Annotated in this window: 12 protein-coding genes; 9 read left to right on the top strand and 3 right to left on the bottom strand. The window is 68.4% G+C overall.

Annotation, left to right across the window (positions count from 1 at the left end):
* Positions 1–371 precede the first annotated feature (371 nt).
* The 3 genes from ACIQ5Y_RS00880 to bla all read left to right on the top strand — a co-directional run bounded on the left by ACIQ5Y_RS00880 (position 372) and on the right by bla (position 9,316).
* Positions 372–7,250: a polymorphic toxin-type HINT domain-containing protein gene (locus tag ACIQ5Y_RS00880; protein WP_403873478.1), complete on the top strand. Its 6,879-nt coding sequence runs from the start codon at positions 372–374 to the stop codon at positions 7,248–7,250.
* A gap of 3 nt (positions 7,251–7,253) precedes the next feature.
* Positions 7,254–7,775 (top strand): hypothetical protein, encoded by a 522-nt coding sequence (locus tag ACIQ5Y_RS00875; RefSeq protein WP_403873475.1) that lies wholly within the window; start codon positions 7,254–7,256, stop codon positions 7,773–7,775.
* A 617-nt stretch (positions 7,776–8,392) separates the two neighbouring features.
* The gene (gene bla, locus ACIQ5Y_RS00870; protein WP_403873472.1) at positions 8,393–9,316 is read left to right on the top strand and encodes a class A beta-lactamase; all 924 of its coding nucleotides are present in this window, start codon (positions 8,393–8,395) and stop codon (positions 9,314–9,316) included.
* Between the two features lie 752 nt (positions 9,317–10,068).
* Here the strand turns inward: bla and fxsT are convergent.
* From fxsT to ACIQ5Y_RS00855, 3 genes are all read right to left on the bottom strand, one after another.
* Positions 10,069–12,288, bottom strand: a complete 2,220-nt coding sequence (gene fxsT / locus ACIQ5Y_RS00865) for an FxSxx-COOH system tetratricopeptide repeat protein (protein ID WP_403873469.1) — start codon at positions 12,286–12,288, stop codon at positions 10,069–10,071.
* A gap of 766 nt (positions 12,289–13,054) precedes the next feature.
* Positions 13,055–13,243: a hypothetical protein gene (locus ACIQ5Y_RS00860; RefSeq protein ID WP_403874468.1), complete on the bottom strand. Its 189-nt coding sequence runs from the start codon at positions 13,241–13,243 to the stop codon at positions 13,055–13,057.
* A gap of 793 nt (positions 13,244–14,036) precedes the next feature.
* On the bottom strand, positions 14,037–14,408 hold the full coding sequence (locus ACIQ5Y_RS00855) for a winged helix-turn-helix transcriptional regulator (RefSeq protein ID WP_403873466.1): 372 nt from the start codon (positions 14,406–14,408) through the stop codon (positions 14,037–14,039).
* 83 nt (positions 14,409–14,491) lie between these two features.
* Between ACIQ5Y_RS00855 and ACIQ5Y_RS00850 the strand changes: the two genes are divergently transcribed.
* The 6 genes from ACIQ5Y_RS00850 (at position 14,492) to ACIQ5Y_RS00825 (ending at position 22,052) form a co-directional block, all read left to right on the top strand.
* A complete protein-coding gene (locus ACIQ5Y_RS00850) occupies positions 14,492–15,400 on the top strand; it encodes an NAD(P)-dependent oxidoreductase (protein WP_403873463.1) in 909 nt (302 codons plus the stop codon).
* 521 nt (positions 15,401–15,921) lie between these two features.
* Positions 15,922–16,515: a hypothetical protein gene (locus ACIQ5Y_RS00845; RefSeq protein WP_403873460.1), complete on the top strand. Its 594-nt coding sequence runs from the start codon at positions 15,922–15,924 to the stop codon at positions 16,513–16,515.
* A 364-nt stretch (positions 16,516–16,879) separates the two neighbouring features.
* A complete protein-coding gene (locus ACIQ5Y_RS00840) occupies positions 16,880–17,758 on the top strand; it encodes an endonuclease/exonuclease/phosphatase family protein (RefSeq protein ID WP_403874466.1) in 879 nt (292 codons plus the stop codon).
* Positions 17,759–17,797: 39 nt separating this feature from the next.
* Complete coding sequence (gene cseB, locus ACIQ5Y_RS00835) at positions 17,798–18,586, top strand: two-component system response regulator CseB (RefSeq protein WP_403873457.1); 789 nt, start codon at positions 17,798–17,800, stop codon at positions 18,584–18,586.
* Between the two features lie 16 nt (positions 18,587–18,602).
* A complete protein-coding gene (locus ACIQ5Y_RS00830; protein WP_403873455.1) occupies positions 18,603–19,877 on the top strand; it encodes a sensor histidine kinase in 1,275 nt (424 codons plus the stop codon).
* A gap of 636 nt (positions 19,878–20,513) precedes the next feature.
* Positions 20,514–22,052 (top strand): sensor histidine kinase, encoded by a 1,539-nt coding sequence (locus ACIQ5Y_RS00825; protein WP_403873452.1) that lies wholly within the window; start codon positions 20,514–20,516, stop codon positions 22,050–22,052.
* Positions 22,053–22,058: the final 6 nt, after the last annotated feature.

Here is a 22,058-nt window from a genome sequence, read left to right as displayed (position 1 = left end):
TGTTCGCAGTTCTCTTCTCGGGACTGGGCTTACCGGTGGTCGAGGCCGTCCAGAAGCCGCCGAAGGTGTGGGTTCCGCCCAACACCCCGCTGCCCGACTCCAAGCCTGTGAAGGGCTCGGACGCGAAGCCCTCGACCAAGCCGACACCGACCGGTCAGAAGTGGAAACCGGATTCGAGTGCCGCAGCCCCATCCGGTGTGGCCACGGTGACACTCGGAGGCGGAGCGACCGCGCAGGCCGCCGACAGCACCGGCTCGGTCAAGGCCGGATCGCTTCCCGTCTGGATTGCGCCAGGGAAGGGCGCAAACCGGCCGTCTGGCGGCCCGGGTACAGGTCCGGCCTCCACGGGCGAAAGCACGCTGCGCGTCGAGGTGAAGGACGAGGTAGGAACCCGTGCGGCCGGTGTGAACGGCGCGCTGATCTCCCTGAGCGATACAGGCCAAGCGGCCTCCACCGGCAAGGTCACGCTGAACTTCGACGTCTCCGCATGGGGCAAGTCCGCAGGGGCCAACTGGGCCGATCGCGCCCGTCTGGTCCGACTCCCGTCCTGCGCCCTGACCACTCCCTCGGCTGACGGCTGTACGACACGCACTCCCGTGGCCGCCCAGCGCGACGCCGCCGGACATCTGGTCGCCGAGGTCGACGTGCCGAAGGCCCCCGCTGCGTCCGTGCTCAAGCTCCCTCCCACGGGGAAGTCCGCCAGTGACGCCTCCGGCTCCGCCCCGCTGGCCGCACCCCAGAGCGTGGTCCTGGCAGCCGAAGCGGGCCCATCCGGCGCCGCCGGCGACTACTCCGCGACCCCGTTGCTGCCGTCGGCCTCCTGGCAGGCCGGGGCGAACGCGGCGAACTTCACCTACGGCTACACCGCCGAGGTTCCGTCGTCCATCGCGGGAGCCGGCCCGAGCATCGTTCTCGGCTACGACTCCGCGTCGATCGACGGCCGTACCGCGTCCACGAACGCGCAGGCCGGCCCGATCGGTGACGGCTGGGAGTGGAGCCCCGGCTCCATCTCCCGCTCGTACAAGGGCTGCAAGGACGCGGGCATCAAGGACTCGGGTGACGAGTGCTGGGCCGGCGACATCCTCTCCCTCTCGCTGGCCGGCCACGCGGGCCAGATCGTCCGCGACGACACCACCTGCGTGTACCGCCTGCAGGGTGACGACGGCACGAAGATCGAGCGGCTGACCGACCAGCGCAACGCGGCCTGGAAGGGCGAGGCCTTCAAGGTCACCACGACCGACGGCACGCAGTACTACTTCGGATCCAACCGCCTGCCCGGCGGCGACGGCACCGACCCCGAGGCCAAGTCCGTCTCCACCGTGCCCGTGTACTTCAACAGCGGCCAGGACAAGTGCCTGGGAGCCCAGACCCCGGCGAACGGCACATGGCAGCAGCTGGGCTGGCAGTGGAACCTCGACTACGTCGTGGACCCGCACCAGAACCTGATCTCCTACCGCTACGAGCAGGAGGACAACCACTACGGGCGCGGCGGCGGCCAGAACAACGGCACCGGCACGTCGACGAAGTACCAGCGCGGCTCCTACCCGACCTGGATCGGCTACGGCCAGCGCCTGCCCGAGCAGATCGCTGCGAAGGGCGCGGCCAAGCCCGCCGCCCAGGTGATCATCAAGAACGCCGAACGCTGCGTCCCCGAAGGCGCGATCACCTGCGACCCGGCACAGCGCACCAAGGCCAACGCCAAGTCGTGGCCGGACACCCCCGTCGACCAGGAATGCGCCTCCACCGGCCAGTGCCTGAACCTCTCGCCGACCTACTTCACCACGAAGAAGTTCACCGAGATCAGTACGGAGGTCCTCGACGGCACCGCCTACCGCCAGGTCGACTCGTACGTCCTGAACCAGTCCTTCCAGACACCGGGCGACGGCACGTCCCCGAGCCTGTGGCTCGACTCCATCCAGCGCACCGGCTCGAACGGCAAGACGAAGATCACCGTCCCGGCCGTCTCCTTCCAGCCGCTGCAGATCCCCAACCGCGTGGACGGCGTCGTCAAGCGCCCGGACGGCACACAGGCCTCGGCTCCTCCCTACCGGCGACCGCGTATCCAGGCGATCACCACCGAGACCGGCGGCCGGATCAACGTCGTCTACAAGGCTCCCGAGTGCTCCCGGGTCAACGGCACGATGCCGTCGTCCGAGGACGGCAACACGATGGCCTGCATGCCGGTCAAGTGGTACCTGCCCGGTCAGTCCTACCCCGACCCGGTCAACGACTGGTTCAACAAGATCATCGTTCAGTCCGTCACCCAGCAGGACATGGTCGCGGGCCAGGTCTCCACGGTCACCGAGTACGAGTACGGCGGCGGCATCGCCTGGCACCGCAACGACTCGGAGTTCACCGACCCCAAGACCCGCACCTGGGACCAGTTCCGCGGCTTCGCCACGGTCACCACCCGGACGGGTAGCGGCAACGCGGTCGAGGCCCCGCGCACCAAGTCCGTCGCCACCTTCCTGCGCGGCATGGACGGCGACGTCCTCGCCAACGGCACCAAGCGCAGCGTGAACGTGCCCGACGCACAGGGCGGCACCATCAAGGACGAAGAGGTCCTCTCCGGCTTCGTCCGCCAGACCGAGACCTACGACCGTGACGGCGGTACCGTCATCGCCGACGAGGTCTCCACCCCCTGGCTCGGCGCGATCACGGCCACCCGCGCCCAGTCCGGTGGCATGCCGGCGATCACCGCCCGCGCGACGAACACGGGCAAGGTCACCAGCCGCGCCAAACTCGCGAACGGCACCTGGCGCACCGGCGAGCGCACCTCCACCTACGACTCCACGCTCTTCTCACGGCCGCTCCAGGTCGACGACAACAGCGACATCGCGCGCTCCGACCAGCGGCTGTGCACCTCCTTCGAGTACGCCGGCGGCCCGGGAGGCGCACTCACCCAGCTCGCCTCCCGCACCCTGATCCTCAAGGGGGCCTGCGGCCAGACCCCGACCGCCGCCAACACGGTCGGCGACACCCGCGCCTACTTCGACGGCCTGGTGCTCGGCCAGAGCGGCGCGACCGCCGACCAGACCGGCACCGAGGTCCTGGAGAAGTACGACGCCGCGGGCAAGCCCGTCTACCGCCTCAACATCACCTCCGCCTACGACGCCTACGGCCGCGTCACCACCTCGACCAACAAGGTCCGCAAGGACGCCGCCCACCCGGACGGCGCCGTGACCAGGACGGAGTACAAGCCGGCCACGGGCGCCCTGCCCACCGAGGTCGTCCACACCAACCCGCTGGGCTGGAAGACGACCACCACCCTCGATGCCGGCCGCGCCCTCCCCCTGAAGACCACCGACGAGAACAACCACGTCGCCGAGCGGGACTACGACGCGCTCGGCCGGGTCGTGGCGATCTGGCAACCCGGTCAGGAACGGGCCAACTCCTTCCTCCCGGTCCGCAAGTTCTCCTACTCCATGAACGGCACCAACGCGCCGACCACCGTCCTGAGCCAGGCGCTCATGGCCGGACTGCAGACCTACACCTCCAGCTACACGATCTACGACGGTCTCGGCCGCGTCCGCCAGACCCAGGCCAGCACACCCGCCGGCGCACCCGGCCGCATGATCACCGACGCCCTCTTCGACTCGCACGGCCGGCAGGTCAAGACCAGCTCGCCGTACTACAACGACGAGACCGCTCCCGGCGGGGCCCTGTTCCTGCCCAACGGCGGGGTCAACCCGGACAGCAAGATCCCCGCGCAGACCGTCTCGGTCTTCGACGGCCTCGGCCGTACCACGGCCTCCGTCTTCCAGTCGTACGGCATCGAGCAGTGGCGTTCGAAGACCGAGTACCCGGGCGCCGACGAGGTCCGCACGATCCCGCCGGCCGGCGGCTACGCCACGGCGACCATCACCAACGGCACCACCTCCGTCCTGCGCCAGTACAAGGGCAACACCCCCACCGGCGCCTACGACGAGACGACCTACGTCAGCAACACCCAGGGCAAGGAGGTGTCCCGCAAGGACTCCGCCAACAACGAGTGGACCTTCACCTACGACCTGCTCGGCCGCACGGTGAGAACCACCGACCCGGACTCGGGCATCGCCACCACGGTCTACGACGACAGCAAGAACCTCGTCACGGTCACCGACGCCCGAGGCAAGAGCGCGACGACGGTCAGCGACATCCTTGGCCGCACGATCGCGACGTACGAGGGCACGGCGGTGGACCCGGCCAAGCAGGTCGGCGCGTTCACGTACGACACCAAGGCACTGGGCAAGCCTTCGACGAGCACCCGCTACACCGGTGGCGCCTCCGGCAGCGCCTACGTCACCGAGGTCACGGGCTACGACGGCGGCTACCGGCCCCTCGGCACGAAGGTCACCATCCCCGCGGCCGAGAAGGAGCTCCAGGGCACGTACCAGACCACCAACACCTACGACGCGTACGGGCAGCTGAAGCGGACGGCCCTGCCCGCGATCCCCAAGGCCGGCCTCGGCGCCGAGACGCTCTCCTTCGGCATCAGCAACTTGGGCAACCTCTCCTCGCTGGGCGGCAACATCGCCGGCATCAGGACGCCCTACGTCGTCGACATCCAGCGCGACCCGTACGGCCGGATCATCCGCACCACGGTCGGTGACACCGGTAGTCAGGTCGTCTCCACCGCCGACTACGACGAGGCGACCGGCCGGCCCATCCGGACGCTCCTGGACAAGCAGACCGCGCCCACGGCCCATGTCGACGTCAACGACTACACCTACAACAAGGTCGGTCAGCTGACCTCGATCAGCAACACGCAGGACGGCGCGGCCCGCGACCTGCAGTGCTTCACCACCGACTACCTCGGCCGCATGACCCAGGCCTGGACCGACACGGGCACCACCACGACGGCCGCGCAGCCCAGCGTCCGGGGCATCGGCGGCTGCAACAACGCCGGCGGCCCCGCGGTCGACGGCACCGGCAAGCCGAGCGTGGGCGGCCCGGCCCCGTACTGGCAGAAGTACGAGTACGACAAGATCGGCAACCGCACCAAGCTGGTCAGGAAGGACGTCACCGGGAACGCGGCCAAGGACACGACGGTCACCCAGACCTTCGCCACCGGCCCGAACACCCCCTCCACCGACCCGAAGACGGGCGGCGGCACGGGCGGCCCGCACGCCCTGACGACCTCCACCGAGACCAGTACGACCGGCACGAAGGTCACCTCCTACACCTACGACGCCACCGGCAACACCGCCTCGATCACCAGCACCCCGGGCACCAAAACCCTGACCTGGAACGACCAGGGCAAGCTCGACAAGATCACCGGCACCGGCGAGAGCGCGGGCACCAGCTACCTCTACGACACCGGCGGCAACCAGCTCATCCGCCGAGACCCGGGCAAGACCACCCTCAACCTCGGCACCGACCAGATCACCCTGGACACCGCCACCGGCAAGGTCTCCAACGTCCGCACCTACGCCGCCCCCGGCGGCCTGTCCATCACCCGCAGCACCTCCGCGGGCGCATCCACCCTCGCCTACCAGTCCTCGGACCACCACGGCACCAACAGCGTCCAGTTCGACGCCAACGACCTGACCCACATCCGCCGCCCCACCGACCCCTTCGGCAACGACCGCGGCACCCAGCCCGCCGCCGGCGCCTGGGCCGGAGACAAGGGCTTCGTCGGCGGCACCAAGGAGAAGGCCACCGGCTTCACCCTCCTCGGCGCCCGCGAGTACGACCCCACCACGGGCCGCTTCATCAGCCCCGACCCCATCATCGACGCGGGCGATCCGCAGCAGTGGAACGCATACGCGTACGCCAACAACAGTCCGATCAACGCGGCGGACCCGACCGGGCTGAAGCTGGACGACTGCACGAGCCAGGCTGCCTGTGCCCGTAACGCACAGTCATTGGGCGTCGATCCCGCGACGATCACCCACGAGGAGAGCGGCTCCAGTAAAGAGACGACGGAGCTGAACAACGCCAACCACGAGCTCAACCAGGCCAAGAGGAAGCGCGACGACCTGAAGCACGAGGTCGTCGACCTGATCGGCGACCTGATCGGCTACAACGACGCCCGCGACTGCTTCACCAAGGGCGACGTCATGGCCTGCATCAACACTGCCCTCAACGCCGTCCCCTGGGGCAAGCTCTTCAAGGCCATCAAGGTCGGCATCAAGGCCTTCAAGATCTACAAAGAGCTGAACAAGACCTACGACGCCATCAACGCCGGCGAACGCAGAGCCGCCAAGGCCATGGAAGCCTTCACCAAAGCCAAGAAGGCCGAGAACGAAGCAGCCGCAGCAGCCGCCAAAGCACGAAAAGCAGCAGACGAGAAAGCCGGAACGGAGAAGGCCAGCGACTCCGCGGGCACCGAGTCCAAGAGCAGCAAGGGCGATGCCGACGCCGAGAAGAGCGGCGGAGGCTCGGATTCACGGGCGGGCGACTCCGAGTCCGGCGCGTCCTGCTCCGTCCAGAGGAACAGCTTCCCCACCGGCACGCACGTCCAAATGGCCGACGGCACGACCAAAGCGATCGAGGACGTCGAGGTAGGCGACAAGGTCCTGGCGACCGACCCGCAGACCGGCGCAACGAAGCCCAAGACCGTCACGGCGACCATCACCACCCCCGACGACAAGGAATTCACCGACCTCGCCCTCACCGACGACGCCAACCCCCGCGGCCCGCCGGCCACCCTCACCTCCACGTCCCACCACCCGCACTGGAGTGAGACACGCCGTAAATGGCTCGACGCCGGCGACTTCACCCCGGGCGAGCAACTCCGCCAGCCCGACGGCACAACCCTCACCGTCCAGGCAACCCGCAACTACCCCTACGCCGTCACCACACACAACCTCACCGTCGACGACTTCCACACGTACTATGTGCTCGCAGGCGCCACCTCAGTCCTGGTGCACAATTGCGGCGGCGCGGCAGTCACCAATGGTAAGACCCACTCGACAAAGTGCACGTGCGCGGATGGCGGTAAGCCGCGTATCCCTATGAATCCTTGGGGTCGTAAGGGTGGGCCGCGGCATCAGGCGGTAATTGACCAGGTTGAGCGGGATCTGCAAAGCCAAGGTTTCATAACGAGGCGGGAAGTGGCATTCGACACCCCCGGAGGATTCAAATCCACGCGTGCGGCTGACGTTGCCGCCTATGATGCTGACGGCAACCTCGTCTCTATCCACCAGGTGGGGTTGCAGACCAAGGGTGGGATACCGGTGATGCGGGAGACCGAGGCCATGTCGGATATATGGAGCGTAATCAACGACGGGGTTTCCATCAATTTCCATCCATACGGGACGAGGTAGGCGGTGCGAGGCAAGCAGCTCAAGGTCTACCTTCATCCAGGTGATCATTCAGCGGTCTACGCGTATGTAAGGGATGATTTGGGATCACTCGTGCTCCGGGAGCGGGCCAGTAATCCGGAAAGCTTCCAGGTCGCGGAAGCGGAAGAAGTCGGAGCAGGAAGGTTCATCTGCCCTCTCTCGCTGGCTGACGACCTACATCCGCGCCATATTGCAGCGACTGGCGAGTGGATGCTGGATATCCAGACGAACCCTGTCGTTGAATGGTGGTTCTCGAAAATCGCCGACGGCCTCCTTTATCCGGGGCGGTTCTATTCCATGCCTGCTTCGTCGTATGCTGATTTCGGCAATCGCGGGCAGTTGGACGACTTTTCCGAAATGGCGAATCGGCTATTCAAATGGGCGCGCTCCTGGGCTGTCATTGTTGAAACGGAGTGGGGAGTCGAGAGGGTCGGACCCGTGGCGGCGGAACTGTTGCGTAGCGGCGATATTGCCCTTCGGAGAAATCCGCCCGGCTCAAGATTGTGAACTCGCATCATTCGGGTGACTGGTGGAATGAAGAGAGGTTCTTCCTGTGCCCGTCTGAGGAACACCGCCGAGCTTCGATGAATCGGCGGTTCTGTGGAAGGGCGAAGCCCCGTCGCTGTACGGGGCTTCGCGAGGCCGTCGCCACCGCTGCCAGGTTGGGGCCGAACAGACGTGATGGAAACCGGCTGTTCAGACTTTCATGCCTTGATCAAGGCGGCCCGCTGACGCGGCCCGCGCTCCGGCCCCTCAGGGCCGCCGCCCGCTCCTGTGTCCGCCCCGCTTGCCGGCGCTCCCGCCGGTCCGGGCGCGCAACTGCCAGCAGCGGGGATGGTTCTGGGGCTTTGCTCCAGGCCCCGGCTACCCCGTCCCATGGCCCGTGGCGTTCACGCCGGCCGTGCCGGGCGGGCCGGTGCTGCTCCAGACCCGACGTGGCACTCGCCATCCCTCACCGTCCGCGCCTGGTCGGCAGCGGGCGACCGTCGCCGCGCGTGACCCCGAACCCGCCCTCCGGGGAAGCCTCGGGGCCGGTTCCGTCTCGGCGTTGTGGAGGGGTGCAACCGTCCTGGGGCGGTTCGCGTGTTTCCTCCCGTAGTGTTGATCAACGGTGAGGAGACGATGTGAAGCGCGTGGCAAGCCGTCCGTCTCGGCGTACGGTCCTGGCCCTCGGTACCGGGGTCCTGGCCGCCCTCGGTACCGGCGCCGCCGGTCGGGCATCCGCGGACAGCCGACCGGGCGTCGGCCCGGGCACCCTGCGCCGGCTGCGGGACATGGAAAGGGAGCACGGCGCCCGCATCGGCGTCTACGCCCGCAATCAGTTAACCGGCCGCACGGTGGTCAACCGGGCGGAGGAGCTCTTCCCGGTCTGCTCAGTGTTCAAGCCGCTGGCCGCGGCGGCGGTCCTGCGGGACCTCGACCGCGACGGGGAGTTCCTGGCCCGCCGGATCCACTACACCGCAGCCGAGGTCGAGGCGGCCGAGTGGGCCCCAGTCACCAAGGACCACGTGGCCGACGGGATGACGGTCGAGGCCCTGTGTGCGGCTGCGGTGAGCCAGAGCGACAACCTCGCGGGCAATCTGCTCCTGCGCGAGCTGGGCGGACCGACCGCGATCACCCGCTTCGCCCGGTCCCTCGGCGACCGCGTCACCCGGCTCGACCGCTGGGAACCGGCCCTGAACTCCGCCGAACCCTGGCGCACCGAGGACACCACCAGCCCGCGCGCCATCGGCGAGACCTACACCCGGCTGCTGCTCGGCGGCGCACTGCCCCGCACGGACAGGGACCGGCTCACCGACTGGCTTCTCGCCAACACCACCAACACCCAGCGGTTCAAGGAGGGCCTGCCGGGCTGGAGGCTGGCCGACAAGACCGGCGGCGGCAGCGCGTACGGAGTCGCCAACGACGTGGGCGTGGTCTGGAGCCCGGCCGGTGTGCCGGTGGTGATGGCGGTCCTGACGACCAGGCCGGAGGCACCGCAGGGGCCGAACGACAGCAAGCTCGTCGCCGACACGGCTCGACTGCTGGGCGAGGCCGTCCTGGGTTGAGCCGCTCCGGCTGCGGGACGGGCCGACAGGGCAGGCGGCGACGATGGGTTTGCCTCCGTGGTGGAAGCGGACGACGGTAGCCGGGACGAGAGTGGTGTCATCACGCTCCATGCCTGGCTGCCGGGCCGGAGGCGGCGTCTGGGCGGGTTCTTCGCCCAGTGCGGTGAGCCGCTTCTGCTGCTCGGGGAGGAGGTCGGGCCCAGGTGGTCGGCTGCCTCTGCCGGTGGAGCCACCGTCCGATGTCGTCGCCGTCCATGAGCACGCCGGGGTCGATGTCGGGCAGGTGGCCGTCGGCGTCGACCAGGTCGGCCAGGATGCGGTGGTGGCGCTGCCCGTCGATTGGCCAGGGGCAGGTCCAGTCCTTGTCGATCGCGCCGAGCGCGGGTCGTCAGACGCGGGATCAGCTGCACCATCCCCGAGAGGTCCGACCAGATCCGCAACCGCAAGAAGCGCGGCATCCGCGGCGGCGGGCCTCCCAAATTCGACGAGGTCGACCCTCCTTGGGCATCAAGGGACGTGCTGTCTGCAGGGATTCCACCCATACGATCGCCCGGCTGGTCGTGGCGGACATCAAGAAGTTCCAGACCGCTGCTGAGACGAGCGAAGACATCTTCGGCATCGGCGGGAACTTCGCGGTTGTCCCGGTCGGCGACGCACAGACTCGAGCCCTGTACTGGTCCGAGACGACCTGCCTGACCTGCGAACCGGACTTCGCGGCGCCGAGCGGATCCCGCAATGGCAAGGCACTCGCCTCAACTGCGTGTTGTGTACAGATAGCGAAGACAGTTGCGTCGGAAGGTGTCCAGATCCGGCTCGGTGCTGTCCAAAACGCCCGAGGCGTCCAAGTGCGGAATCAGTTCTGCGTACATCGGCCACTGCTCCGGGTCTGAAGGATTGCCCGGGTCTGCCATCGCCAGCGCCTGCCGGGCCAGTCCGGACAGCGTGCGCCGTTCGTCGTCGGAGAGCCGGTTGCGGACGACCGCCTGCACCAGTCGATGCATCTGCAGGATGGCCGCGTCGGCAGTGCGCTCGGCTGCATCATCCTGCTTGTAATCGAGGCGGACCAGGGCGTAACGCGCCAGCTCAAGCAGTGAGGCGTGAAGGGCTTCGGGGTCAGCGTTCCAGGCCGAGTATGCGATCCGATGAAGCAGACTGATGCGAATCCCGGAATGGGCGAAGAAGGTGCCAAGTTTGAGTAGCGTGAGAGCTTCTGGCATACGTTCCTCGAGATGGTTTATCGAGATATTCCATGCCTCGCCGACAGGCTTCTCAGGGTCGGCTGGATCCTTCGCATCTCTCAGTTCCGTGAGTTCCTTGATTTTTCGCTCGATGAGCGTTATGTATTCCCGGACCGGCATGTCGGTATTGTTAATCCAAGCGGCCGCCTGTTCGATGGCCAGCGGGATGTCTCCCAGGGTCTCGGACAGGTTGTGGGCGTCCGTGATGCCGATTCCTGGAATTCGGCTTCGGAGGTGGTCGATGCTCTCCTTCCGTGCGTACACCGGGACGGGGAGGTGGGTGACGGGTTCACTCTTCCAGCCCTGCCGATGTGACGTGACAAGCACGTGTCCAGGGCCGGAGGGAACGAGGTCGCGGACACCTTCTGGATCATCGGCGTTGTCGAGGACGATCAGCCAGCGGAGTCCATCGTGTCTGCTCAATTCCGCCAAAACGCCGCGAATGCGGGACTCGTGGCTCGGCCCGATCATCAGCCCAAGGGCAGGCGCGAGAGCGGCGAGGTGCTCCCTTACCATGTCGCGATTCTGAGCCGGAATCCACCACACGAGGTCGTAGTCGGACAAGTTCTGATAGACGTACTCAATGGCAAGCTGGGTCTTGCCGCAGCCGCCCATGCCGGTCAAGACGCACGCAGCGGACTGCCCGGCGGTGCCGAAAACGTCTCGCAGAGCGCCAAGGAAATGCTCTCGCCCCGTGAAATGGCGGTTGCGTGGAGGAATACCGTTGCGAACGGGGAGCCTGACGCCCCGTGGCTCGGTGCGGGCTCTCTCCGGCAAGGCCGCCACTGGATGGACATCGGAAAGATCGCCCGGCGAACGCACGACTTGCCCACGGACCACCGTCATAAGCGGCTCGGTGAACTGTGGGGCAGGTCGGGTTGTCCAGCCAACATGCTCGGCCGCCTCCCGCACTGCCTCCTGCTCTCGGTCAAGAACGTCGCGCGCCTTGCGCAGAGTTGCCTCGACAGCATCAAGGGCGGCATCGCTCACGTGCGTCTCCAGTCCGAGGGGCTGGACATCCACCGCGGGAGCGTTGACAGACTCCACCTGTCCGTCGAACCGGCGGAGGGCGCTCTCGAGTGTCGCGATGTGCCGGGCGGCGCGATCCGCTACTTCCTGGTATCGATCGCGGTCCCTGATCGCGCGTTCCAGTTGCTCTCGAAGGTCGAATTCCTGCCCCTGGGCCCGCTCCAACTGCTTTCGCATCATGTCCAGTTCACCCGTTGCAGACAGCGCTCCCACCGCCCGCTCCACCTGCCGGGACAGAGCGGCGACCTGCGCATGGGCCTGTCCCAGCTGCGCAAACATCACGGTGGCGACCTGCAGGGCATGTTGGCGTCCCTGCTCACTGACGTGGTAGGCGTTCTGTACTCGGATCAGCTCTTCGTAGACACGGATCGTGCGTTCCTTCTCAGCCAGCAGTTCCTTCGAGGACCCGTTCGGCTCACCCAGCGGTGTGGGCTCGGCTTGCGCCTTGTCCCATATCGCCCGAGCGTCGCGCCGCCGCTGATCGGCCAGGTTGCCGATCTCCTCGGGGAAACACACATCGGCAACAGCTTCAACCAGATCCCAGGTCAGCTTCTCGCCCTGCAACATGGTCCGGAACACACGCAGATGGGGCACACGCCGGTCTTGAAAGTGTTCTGGCAGGAGCCTGTCATGTGCCTCCTGTACCGACAGTCCCGTCTCGCCCAACCACCGGCGAATCTCCTGTACCAAGTCGTTGATCTCCACGCAGTCCCCACGTGGAGGGGACCACGGCCTACCCGGTCTCCGCGTGCTGCGCCCCATCCAGTCCCCCAGTTGTTCCCGGACAACCCCGGGTTGTTCTCGGACAACGCCGGCTTGTTGTCGGTAGAACCCTCGCCGCCTGGATTGCTGCATTGCGCGGCGACACAGTCGTACCGTCCTCGGTCCGAATCCCTCCCGGACCATCACGCACCCAGTTCCCCCAGATGGGAGAGTGCCCAGTCATGAACCCGACGCACACCGTACTGCTCGTCACAGTTCTTGCCGTTTGCGTCGCCCTGTCCGCACTGGTCGCTGCAGCTGCGGCAGTCCTTGCCCGCTGGGACGGGTGCAGCGTGCCGGCATCCATCAGCCGGGGCGCCGTCGCCTTTGGTGGCGCGATGACTCTGAGCTGCGCTGTCATCGTGCTCCTACTCGGCTCGGTGCGGTAGGCCGGAACGCTGCTCGGGCCGACCGGCTTTGTCGGTGAGTTTCCAACAGCGTCTGATGCCCAGCGGCAGGAACGCCCCGTTCACGGGAGAGTGATGTCGCTGAGTTTCGGGTTCTGGCACAGATCTTGGAGATCGGAACGCGGAGCGATACCTCGAAGTTCGAGGAGGTGCTGCCCGGACATCAGGTGAGCGGGTCAGCCGTCCAAGGGGCGAAGTGCTGAGCTGGACGCTGCCGCCGCTCATCGAGCAGTCAAACACGTCGGCCGAGGCCAGTTCGGCCACGCCACCCCAACCGTGCTCCAAACCGGTCGCTCGCTCCGTCAGCGTTTCTGTGCTCGGTACCGCTTGAGGAGAGCGGTGAGCTTCGCGGGTTCGGCGGCGCCGTTCAACTCCGTCAGGAGGGCGTCAGGGCAGAGCTCGTAGTGGTCGCCCCACCACCGCTGCCCTTTGTTGTCCCAAATGCGATACCCGCCGGGTACGCCCCTGGCCACGTACCGTCGCTTGCTTATGACGATCACCCCCTCATGACAGTCTCCCCACACTACAAGCTCCTTCTGGAGCAGGATCATCTTCCGGAGCAGGTGGCAGCCGGCTCGTCCGTATGGCTGCCTCTTGATCTTTCCGAGCGATTGACCGCGCTTGCGATGCTGCCGGAGCTCCAGCGAGGGGTGAGTCCGGCGATCTCGGCGTCGAGGTCGCGGAGCATGTGGAGTGCGAAGTCGGTGGGGCCGGGCAGTTGGCCGGCGTTCCTTCGCGGCTTCCACGGCGGCTACACGATCCTGGCGGGCTGGATCCGTTATGCCCTGCCCGCTGCCCATACCGTCCCGCCGACCCCCGCGCCTCCGTCCATCCGGCAGGTCACCGGCCGGCTCACTCGGCACCCCGCCAACCTCGATCCGGAGGGGCGGCAAGCCCGCAACACCGCCGCCGGGACGGCACGGCTGCCCGGCATCACCACCTTCGCGGCCAGACTCGCAACGGGTCTCACCGCGGGTCACCGCAGGGCTGACCACCCACTGGAACTCCGGACCCGTAGAAGGAGTAACGAACCGGATCAAGATGTTGAAACGGTAGGTGTTCGGCCGTGCAGGCTTCCCCCTCCTCTGTGAACGCGTCCTCCTCGGGTGACGCTCAGCGGCAGCGATCGCGGAACTCGTGCCAGACCCCGGAACAAGCTCGACACGTGCAGAGGATGAGGGATGACCTCGGCGACGCCTCCTGTGCCTCCACGGATGGCGAGGGAGGCAGTGCCTCGTCCCGCGATTTCATGTGGGGCACGCGCGGGGTAGGTGGGCGGGGCGCTCAGACATGTGAGGCGTTGTCGACCGCAACCGTTTCGGAGCCCTCACGGCGGATGCGCTCGACTCCCCAGGCGCCGAGCGGCCCAAGCGCTTGGTTGAGCGTGCGTCCGTGTTCGGTAAGGGAGTACTCGACCCGCGGCGGCACCTCGGCATAGACCTCCCGGTGTACGAGGCCGTCCGCCTCCATCTCACGCAGGTGCTGCGTCAGCATCTTCTCGCTCACGCCGGGCAGACCACGACGGAGCTCGGCGAAGCGGAGTACACGGCGTGCGTCCAGCTCCCAGAGGATCAGCCCCTTCCACTTGCCGCTCACCACGTCCAGCGCGGCGTCGATGCCGCAGATGTAAGGCCCGCTCCTCGGTGCCCTGGCCATCACGGTTCCCCTTACTAAAAGGTAAGTACCGCAGAAAATAGTGGGTACTTCCGAGAATGGTCGCACTTTCCGAGCATGGAGGGGTGAACGAACGACAGAAGCGCACCACCAGCCAGAACAGCCCTGTGACCGTGATCGGACTCGGCCCGATGGGCCAGGCGATGACACGCACCCTCCTCACCGCCGGCCACCCGGTCACCGTATGGAACCGCACCGCGAGTCGGGCCGACGTCGTCGTCACCAGCGGAGCCGTGCTCGCGGCGACACCCGGTGAGGCGGTCGAGGCGAGTGGCCTCGTGATCCTCAGCCTCACCGACTACCAGGCGATGTACGACGTCCTCGACAGCGCCGGCGAAATGCTCGCCGGCAGGACGCTGGTCAACCTGAGCTCCGACACTCCCGACCGCACACGCGAGGCGGCAGCCTGGGCAGCCGGCCGCGGCGCCGCTTTCCTCACCGGAGGTGTCATGGTCCCCGCGCCGATGGTCGGAACGGAGGACTCCTATGTCTACTACAGCGGGCGCGCGGAGGTGTTGAAGAGCCACCTGGCGACCTTGACGTTGCTCGGAACACCGAGGTACCTGGGCGAGGACCCCGGCCTCGCCCAGATGATGTATCAGGCGCAACTCACGCTGTTTCTCTCCAGCTTGTCCGCCCTGATGCACGCCACCGCGATGCTGGGGACCGCAGGGATGAAGGCCAGGGAAGCGCTGCCCGAACTGCTCTGGGCAGCAGACTCGATCGGCGCCATCCTGAGGGCGGGTGAAGTGAACCCGGGCACCGCGCTCGATGCAGGAGAGCATCCCGGTGAGCTCAGCACGGTCACCATGATGGGTGCGACGTCGGACCACATCGTCGAGACCAGCGCGTCGATCGGCCTTGACCTCGCGCTCCCACTGGCAGTGCAGGCCCACTACCGGCGCGCGATCGAGGACGGATACGGCGGCGACAACTGGACTCGCATCATCGACAGCATCCGAGGACCACGCTGAGGGTCGCGGCGCCGTCGACCAGGCATGGGGCGGCCACGGCCGGTCTCGCAGCACTACTGCGGCGACGGCGTCCGGCCTGGCCCTGCGCTTCGGTTCGTTCCGACCGGCCTGCTGGCGCGTGGGCGAAGACCGCGCCGCTGAGGCCCTGTGTATGGGGTGGTATTGAGCAACTCCCTCTGCGGACCGCCTTGATGGCGGCGCCCGCACTGTCGTCTGGACGGGGTGCGGCAGGGCCCTGTAAGGCCCGTAGAGGCCTTCTCTGCGGTCAGAACGCGCCGAAGAGGTAGGCGGGACTTCCTCCGCTCGTCGCCGGCGCAGTACCTCTGCGCCTTCGCGATCACCTCGTCGGAGTGGCGAGGCGTCGGCCCGTAGGGTGTGCCGGGACACGTCAGATGTCACAGGAGAGGGGTGACGGTCTGCCTCTCTGATGCTGACGGGACGCGGTTGTTGTCCCCGGTTGGGCAATTCCGTCGTCACGTTGTGGTCTGGCCCTCGACACGGAAAGCCCCCGGGGAGACGAGTTGATCACGAAGTACCAGCAGATGCTGCGCGAGCGCTACATCGCAGCGGCCGTCATGCCGGCGCCGGAGCCGTGGGAGCCGGTGCTGGACCGCAGGACCCCCATCGGGGGTCTGCTCGGCATCGGCTTCGCCGTGCATCCCGACACCGGGCACGAACTTGTCATGGTCGTATCCAGCGACGGCCATGGACTCTTCGACACGGTCACCGGCGAGAAGGTCGCCCGCGATCGGGACCCGGACCCCGACACCAGCACTCCCGATGCGTCGCCGGATCTCACCTGTCCCGGGATCGGCCCGATCGAGGGCACGCCGGTGCGTATCGCCGGGCTGTTCGGTGGTGGCCTGCACAGCACCACCCCAGATGGCTGGACCCTGGACGTCGTCAGCCCCGAGTGGCCCCACGACCGCGTCATCCTCTCCACCGATGGCCGGCCTCACAAAGGTCAGGCGGGAGGGACGTGGTGGCACATCTTCCACTCCGAATACTCAGAACTCCGCGCAGCCGGGTTCTCTCCCTCCGGACTCACCCTGGCGGTCGCCACCAGCAGCGACCTCACCCTGTGGACGCGACCTGAACTCCACTTTGACGACTGAGCGGACATCGGTTCAGCAGGCGAACGCACCATTCCCAAGGCCCTGTTCGAGGCGGCCGTTCCCGTGCGTCGTCAGGCTCTCCGTATGGCCGATACCCAGCTGAAACGCAACTGCGTGGCCCCCGAAGGGCTCTCCTGACGCCCTGGAAGCGCGTGTCTCCGAGGCTGTGCCGGTACCGGATCACCGGCGCACGCGACATCGGAAGGCAATTGCCGTGCTGAGCACCCCGTACCGTTCTGAGGCCACTGGGGAAGAGGAGCCGCCAGGCCCGCTTCCGCCTCGTCCCGCCGGCCGCTTCCGCGCACCCGTGGCTACCCGCCGTGGCCTGCTGATCGCCGCCGGCGCGGTGTGCGCGGCTCTGACGATGGCCCTGCACACCTGGATCCCGAACGGGGCCGTCAACCTCGGCAGCCTGTTCCAGACCTTCCTTCCCTGGGCCGGGCTGAGCGTCCCCGTCCTCCTCCTGACGGCGGCGGTACGCCGCTCCCGGCTCGCGGCCGTCGCCGTCCTGGCCCCCGCGATCGTCTGGGGCTGCCTCTTCGGCGGCACCCTCACCGACAAGCGATCCGAGCGTTCCGAGCGATCAGGCGGCGGGAACTTCACCGTGGTCAGTCACAACGTGGACGAGGAGAATCCCGACCCGGCCCGGACCGCGCGAGCGCTCGCCGCATCGGGCGCGGACGTCCTGGCCCTGGAGGAGATGTCCTCGAAGGCCACGCCCGTTTACGAGCGCGAGCTCGCCGCCGGCTATCCGTACCGCTCCGACACCCTCGGCGTCAGACTGTGGAGCAAGCACCCGCTGAACGGTGTGGAAGCGGTGCCGATCATGCCGTGGACGCGTGCCGTACGGGCCACCGTCGAGACCCCGGGCGGCCCCGTCGCGGTCTACGCCGCCCATCTCGCTTCGGTACGCGTGACCCCGGATGCCGGATTCACCACCGACCGCCGCAATGATGCGGCCCGGAAGCTGGCCGCGGCCGTGCGGGCCGAGACGCTGGCCCGGGTCGTCGTGATGGGTGACTTCAACGGGACGGCGGAGGACTCGGCCCTGCGACCGGTGACCTCCCAGCTGACCTCCGCGCAGCGCGAGGCGGGCGCCGGCTTCGGCTTCACCTGGCCGGCTCGGTTCCCCGTGGTCCGCATCGACCAGATCCTGGTGAAGGGGATGAGCACGACCTCCGCGTGGACCCTTCCCGCTACCGGCAGCGACCACCTCCCCGTCGCGGCCTCCCTCCGGCTGTGACCGCACCACAGACCCCACTGAATAGGATGGACTCCATAAATGTCCGTTTCCGAGCAGGTAGGTGGCGTGTCGGCACCCCGGGTCCCAGACCCCGTCAGCGTCCTCGTCGTCGAGGACGACGCCACCATCCGCCGCGCCGTACAGCTGTCCCTGGAGCGGTACGGCTATCAGGTCGCGGTGGCCGTCAACGGACTCGACGGCCTGGAGGCGTTCCGAGCCGGCAGGTACGACCTGCTGATCCTGGACGTGATGCTGCCCGAGCTCGACGGCATCGGGCTCTGCCGCCGGATCCGCGAGGAGAGCCTGGTCCCGATCCTGATGATGTCCGCGCGCGGGGACGCCCTCGACGTGGTGTCCGGACTGGAGGCGGGCGCCGACGACTATGTCGTCAAACCCGTCGACACCCCCGTCCTCGTCGCCCGCATCCGGACGCTGCTGCGCCGCGCCACCTTCCGGCCCGCCGAACCGGAGACGACTCCGGCGCGGGGAGCCGGACCGGCGCATCCCGCAGTCGTCTCCGCGGATGCCGCGACGACCCCCGGGGAGCTGGTCTTCGGGGACCTGTCCGTGAACACCCTCGGTCTGGAGGTATACCGGGGCGGGCGGCCCGTTCCGCTGACCCCCACCGAGCTGCGGCTGCTGCTGGAGTTCGCGGCGGCTCCCGGCACCGTGCTCGACCGCCGGCGTCTCCTGAGGGACGTGTGGGACTACGGCTGGGAGGGCGACACCCGGGTCGTGGACCTGTGCGTGTTGCGCCTGCGCAAGAAGATCGGAGCCGAGCGGATCGAGACCGTCCGGGGCTTCGGCTACAAACTCGTCCGCGGCTGAGGGGTCGACCGTACCCATGGCACTCTTCAACCCCCGCGCCCTACGCTGGAAAATCGCCGCCCTGACCGCGGCCGCCTGCTGCGCGGTGGCCGCCGTGATCGGCGTCCTCGTCCACCAGGCGATGGCCGAACGAAGCGACCGCACCTGGAACGAACGCCTCTCCGCTCGCCTGGCGGCCGCGGAGCGCGAGTACACCCGCACCGGCAGCGCGCCGCTCGACGTCGAAGTCCTCACTCCGGAGCGGCTCGACGCACCGCTCGCGCGGGCGCTGGCCGCCAAGGACCCGGCCGCTCTGTACGCGACCTGGAACGACCGCAAACCCCCCAACTGGTACTGGATGTGGGCAGCCATGCCCGTCGAGGGCGGCCGGGTACTCGTCGCCCGGACGGACATGAGCTCCGAGGTACGCGGCCTCCAGCTCCTGGACCGCAGCATCGTCAAGGCTGTGCTCGCCGCCCTCCTGGTCGTCGTACCGCTCGCCGCCCTGGCCACCGAACCGATGAACCGCAGGCTGCGCCGGGGATCCCGCACGGCCCGGGCCATCGCCGACGGAGACCTCGACGCCCGGATCGGACCGGGCGGCCGGGCCCGTGACGAGATCACCGAGATGTCGGCGGCAGTGGACGAGATGGCTGCGGCCCTTCAGCGAAAACTGGAGGGCGAGCGCCGCTTCACCGCGGACGTCGCGCACGAACTGCGCACCCCGCTGATGGGGTTGTCCACCGCCGCCGGGCTTCTCCCGGAGGGCGACGAGGTGGCCGAGCTCGTCCGGGACCGTGCCCGGGCCCTGAACGGGCTGGTCGAGGACCTCCTGGAGATCTCCCGGCTCGACGCCGGGGCCGAGCGGGCGCGGACCGACGCGGTGCCGCTGGGCGAACTGGTCACCGACATCGTCAGCCGTACGGGGACGCCGACCGCCGTGGCGGTCCGTACCACGAGGATCCTGGAGACCGACCCGCGCCGGGTGGAACGGATCGTGGTCAACCTCGTCACCAACGCCCACCGGCACGGGGCCGACCCCGTCGAAGTCGCCGTGGAGGCCACCGCCACGGGCGCGCGGATCCTCGTACGGGACCAGGGGCCCGGCTATCCCGCTGCCCTGCTCACGGAAGGCCCGCAGCGCTTTCGTACGGGAAGCCCCGAGCGGGGGCGCGGGCACGGACTCGGGCTGACCATCGCGCTCGGGCAGGCGGGCGTCCTCGGTGCCAGGCTGGCCTTCGCGAACGCTCCGGAGGGGGGCGCGGTCGCCACCCTCGACCTGGACGGCGGACGCAGTCGGTCCGGCGACTGAGTTGATGACTCGAGATCGCGTACGCCGACTGCTGCGGGTCGGAGTTCCGCGTGCCTCTGGCGGACGCCCGGGCGGTGCGGTTCGACAAGCCGTTCCCGCGAGCCGGTAGCCGCCCGGTCGCCGGTCATGTCCGAAAGCAGATGACCAAGGCAGCAGCGGTGACGGTGCCGAGAGCCACGTGGCCGCGCTTTGCGTATCCGGCGTCGACGGCTCCGCGGCTCCTGAGCTTGTTGTCGGCCCGCTCGACGGTGTTGCGTCGCCGGGGGACGCCGAGCAGAGGGTGGAACTGCCGTCTGACGCGGTGTCGCAGTGGGCAGGCACGCGCCGTTGGCAGGCCGTAGCGTATTTCCGTCCGGGGCGCCACTTCGCGACCGGGCTGTGGGGCCGATGCCGGCGGGGTCAAGGGGGCGGAGGCCAGTGCCTCCGATGCGCCGACGGGCCGTCGACCTCCCCTTACTCCGCCCGCCGCCGAGAACCTCCCGGCGCGGCGGCCGAAAACCGTCGCCGGAGATGGCTCGTAGCGGTTCCTTCGGTCCGATGAACTCCAACAAAAGCGCCCGTGCGAGCAGTTGGGCGTAGTTATGCTCCCGCCCACCGGTCAGAAGGTAACCCTTTTCCGATAATTCGAGGACGCCGATGGAGCATAGAGACATTCCACCCGGAACGGTCCACCCGGAGGTGGGAGCGAGCCGGGCGCTGCCCGCGATCGCGTCCCTGGCCGCCGTCTGCCTGGTCGGGGCGCTTGTTTCCTCCTCCGAGCCGGTCGGCACCATCCTGATCGCCGCCGGCGCGCTGTGCGCCGCCGCGGTGTTCGTCGAAGCCTTGCGGCGCGGCCGCGCGCTCGCCGCCCGCGGCGCCCGGATCGCCGCACTCCAGCACACCTTGGCCCGCCAGGAGACCGAGGCGACCCGCCTGTCCGCCGACGTACTCCCCGAGGCCATCGAGCGACTGCGCCGGGGCGAGGTGGCCGAGGAGGTGCTCATCTCCCTGGGCGGCCGCGCCGGCCACGGCAACCGCTGGGGCGACGACGCCGCCCTCACCCCCCGCTTCAGGGCCGCCCTCCAGGCCGTACTGGCCCACGTCGTCGATGCCGTCGACAACGAAGAGAGCCTGCGCGACTCGGCGCAGCGGGCGTTCGTGAACGTTGCCCGCCGCGTGCAGGCGATCGTCCATCAGCAGGCCCACGAGATGCGCGAGATGGAGGACCGGCACGGCCGCAACCCGGACGTGTTCGGCGACCTTCTGCGGCTCGACCACGGCACTGCCCTCATCGGCAGGCTCGCCGACTCCATCTCGGTCCTCGGCGGAGCGCGCCCCGGCCGGCAGTGGAGCAGGGCCGTCACCCTCTACAGCGTGATGCGCGGCGCGATGTCGCGGATCATCGACTACCAACGCGTGGAACTCCACTCGGTCACCGAGGTCGCCGTCGTCGGCCCGGTCGTCGAACCGCTGATCCACACCCTCGCGGAGCTGCTGGACAACGCCACCCGCTACTCCCCGCCGCACACCCGGGTCCACCTCACCGCCGTCGAGGTGCAGTCGGGCATCGCCGTGGAGATCGAGGACGGCGGCCTCAGCATGAGCGAGGAGGCCCGGGCTCGCGCTGAGAAGATGCTCGCGCAGGCGCAGTCCGGCATCGACCTCAACGACCTGGGCGAGACGCCGCGGCTGGGTCTGGCCGTGGTCGGCCGCCTGGCACAGGCGTACGGGTTCCAGGTGTCACTGCGTTCCTCCGCGTACGGCGGCGTCCGCGCCGTGGTCATCGTGCCGCAGCACCTGATCACCACAGCGTCCGCGGCGACGGGTCTCGCCCACGGCATCGGCTCCTCCTCGGGGCCCAGGGCGGTGGCCGCCACACCGCGCGAGCACCCCGTCGACGCGGGGTCCGCCGGCGTGTCCGTGCCCCGGCCGGCTCCGGCGCCGGGTCCGATGCCCGGGCCGATGCCCGTCGGCGGCGGGCCGACTTCCGAACGCACCTCGAGCGGTCTGCCGCAGCGGCGCCGGAAGGACCGCGTCACCACCTCCGACGTCCGGCCGGCCCCGAGGCCGCAGCCGGCGGACGACAACGGCCCCGGGATGTGGCTGGAGGCGTTCCACAGCGGACTGGCCGGTGAGCCCGGCCAGGACGCACCGGGCGCCGAGGAATCGTCGGGTTCAGCGACCAAAGGGGCGTAAACAGTG

The sequence above is a fragment of the Streptomyces sp. NPDC096339 genome, from assembly GCF_044762985.1.
GTDB lineage: Bacteria > Actinomycetota > Actinomycetes > Streptomycetales > Streptomycetaceae > Streptomyces.
This window is presented reverse-complemented; position numbering and strand designations above follow the sequence as displayed.

Bases quoted from the DNA above. Each gene is read 5' to 3' on its own strand.
- ACIQ5Y_RS00825 (WP_403873452.1), top strand. From the start codon at position 20,514: ATGGAGCATAGAGACATTCCACCCGGAACGGTCCACCCGGAGGTGGGA.
- ACIQ5Y_RS00840 (WP_403874466.1), top strand. From the start codon at position 16,880: ATGGCCCTGCACACCTGGATCCCGAACGGGGCCGTCAACCTCGGCAGC.
- ACIQ5Y_RS00855 (WP_403873466.1), bottom strand. From the start codon at position 14,408: ATGGCCAGGGCACCGAGGAGCGGGCCTTACATCTGCGGCATCGACGCC.
- ACIQ5Y_RS00830 (WP_403873455.1), top strand. From the start codon at position 18,603: ATGGCACTCTTCAACCCCCGCGCCCTACGCTGGAAAATCGCCGCCCTG.
- cseB (WP_403873457.1), top strand. From the start codon at position 17,798: ATGTCCGTTTCCGAGCAGGTAGGTGGCGTGTCGGCACCCCGGGTCCCA.